Below are 1,851 nucleotides of genomic sequence, written 5' to 3'. Positions count from 1 at the left end.
ACCGGGTGCGAGCGTTCCATCTCGGTCGGCGTAGTTCCAGAAGTGGTGGGCTCCCGAGTCGTCGGGCGAGGCCCAAAGTTTGACGTCGTACGCTCGGGCGTACGAACCGACGTTGGTCGCCGTGACGGTGACGGTAACGTTCTCGTCCTCACCGACGACGTGGGAGTCGACGGCGATGTCGGTGTACTCGATGACGCCTCCCTCTCGAACGACGCGGAAGTCGTTCGGCGTCGTCGAGTCGGCGTACAGTATCATCGTCCCGTTCGCCACCGCCTTGACCGACCCGTGGGCGCGACTGTAGACGGTCGTGCCACCGTAGAACTCGCCGGTCTCCGCGTCGTAGACGAGCGTGTCGTCGCCGTCGTTGTAGCCACCGACTGTGTCTCCGGCGTACACGAGGCCGTCGACGACCATGAAGTCGAGGAACCTCGGGATGGACCGGTTCCAGACGACGTTCCCCGTCGCCGGGTCGAGTCGGTAGAGTTCGTTTCGGCGCGGCGACGTGTCCATCATCATCTGTCGGAGGTAGACTGCGTCGTCGGTGACGACCGGTGAATACAGCCGCCAGTCGTCGACATCCGGGTGGAGGTCGTAGGGGACGAACTCCCACTTCTGGGTGCCGTCAGAGAGATTCAACGCGAAGAGGGTCTCCGCACCATCGCCCGCGTCGTTCTTCGTCTCGTTGACGACGTATACCGTGCCGTCACGAACGACGGGCGGGTCGGACACGTCCGGAGAGAGCCCACTCGACAACCACTCGACGCCACCCGCCGCGTTCAAGACGACCAGTCGGTCGTGGTACGTCGTCGTCGACCCGTCGTAGTCCTCGTCGGAGAGCGAGGCGACGACCATCCCGTCGGACGCGGTGACCCACTCGAACAGTTCGTTTTCGCCGTCTGCGCTGACCGAGTAACTCCAACTGGTCACGCCGGTGTCGGCGTCGAAGGCAATCAGCGAGGCGTTGGCGTCGTACGAATTATCCTCCGGAATCCCACCTGCGACGTACACCTGTCCGTCGGAGACGACCGGCGCCTGGTCGCGAGACACCGACTCGTTCAGCGTGAAATCCCGACTCCAGACGGTCGACCCGTCACTGGCATCGAGGGCGAAAAGCGAGTTGTCGACGACCTTCGGGCCGGCGCTGTCGTAGTTGTACGGGTGGGTGAACAGGTAGACCGTCCCGTCGTGGACGGTCGGTGACCCCGATGGGATTCGGTCGCGTGCCGAGATGTTAAACTCCCATTCCTTGACGCCGGTCGCTTCGTCGTAGGCGGCGAGCCTGTAGACAGATGGTGATTCGTAGCCTTCCAGAAGGACGAACACCGACCCATTCGCGATGACTGGTTCGTTATTCCCGTCGAAGCCGGTCAAATTCCAGACCTCCTGAATGTGCTGTGTCGGCCCTGCCGTGTCAGGATTGAACTTCGTCCGGCCGCCGTCGTACTCGGTCTGTGACCACTCGTCGCTGGGTGTCGCGTGAACGACTTCGACGGCTTTCGGTCCGATAGCCGCGCCGCGGCCGAGCGAGCGCTTCACCGAGAGATTCCACGTGCCGGAGATGTTGAGGCTTCCAGCGAAGGTGAGCGTCCGGGACTCCCCGGGATTCAGCGTTCCGTTCGCGTAGTCGAGTGACCACCAGTCGACCGGCAGCGGTGCGTCGGCCATCAGCGAGAGGTTGTACGGTCGAACCTCGTCATCGACGTTCTCGACGGTTACCTCCGCTGTGAACTGCTCACCGGGGGAGAGCGTCGTCGTCGAGGGTGCGAACCCAGTGAACTGGAACGGAGATTCTTCGAGCGCGTAGACGCGCGTCGCATCACCCGTGGCGTCTGTCGTGTCGAATCCGAGGAC

The 1,851-nt window shown here is 63.2% G+C and carries 1 protein-coding gene; it reads right to left on the bottom strand.

Features of this window, described 5'->3' with window-relative positions; genetic code table 11:
* The coding region (locus AUR66_RS13795) for a PQQ-binding-like beta-propeller repeat protein (RefSeq protein WP_157533130.1) at positions 1 to 1,851 on the bottom strand (1,851 nt) is incomplete at both ends.

It is taken from the genome of Haloferax profundi (assembly GCF_001469865.1).
Taxonomy (GTDB): Archaea; Halobacteriota; Halobacteria; order Halobacteriales; family Haloferacaceae; genus Haloferax; species Haloferax profundi.
The sequence above is the reverse complement of the archived record's forward strand: the minus strand, read 5'-3'. Positions and strand labels throughout refer to the sequence as shown.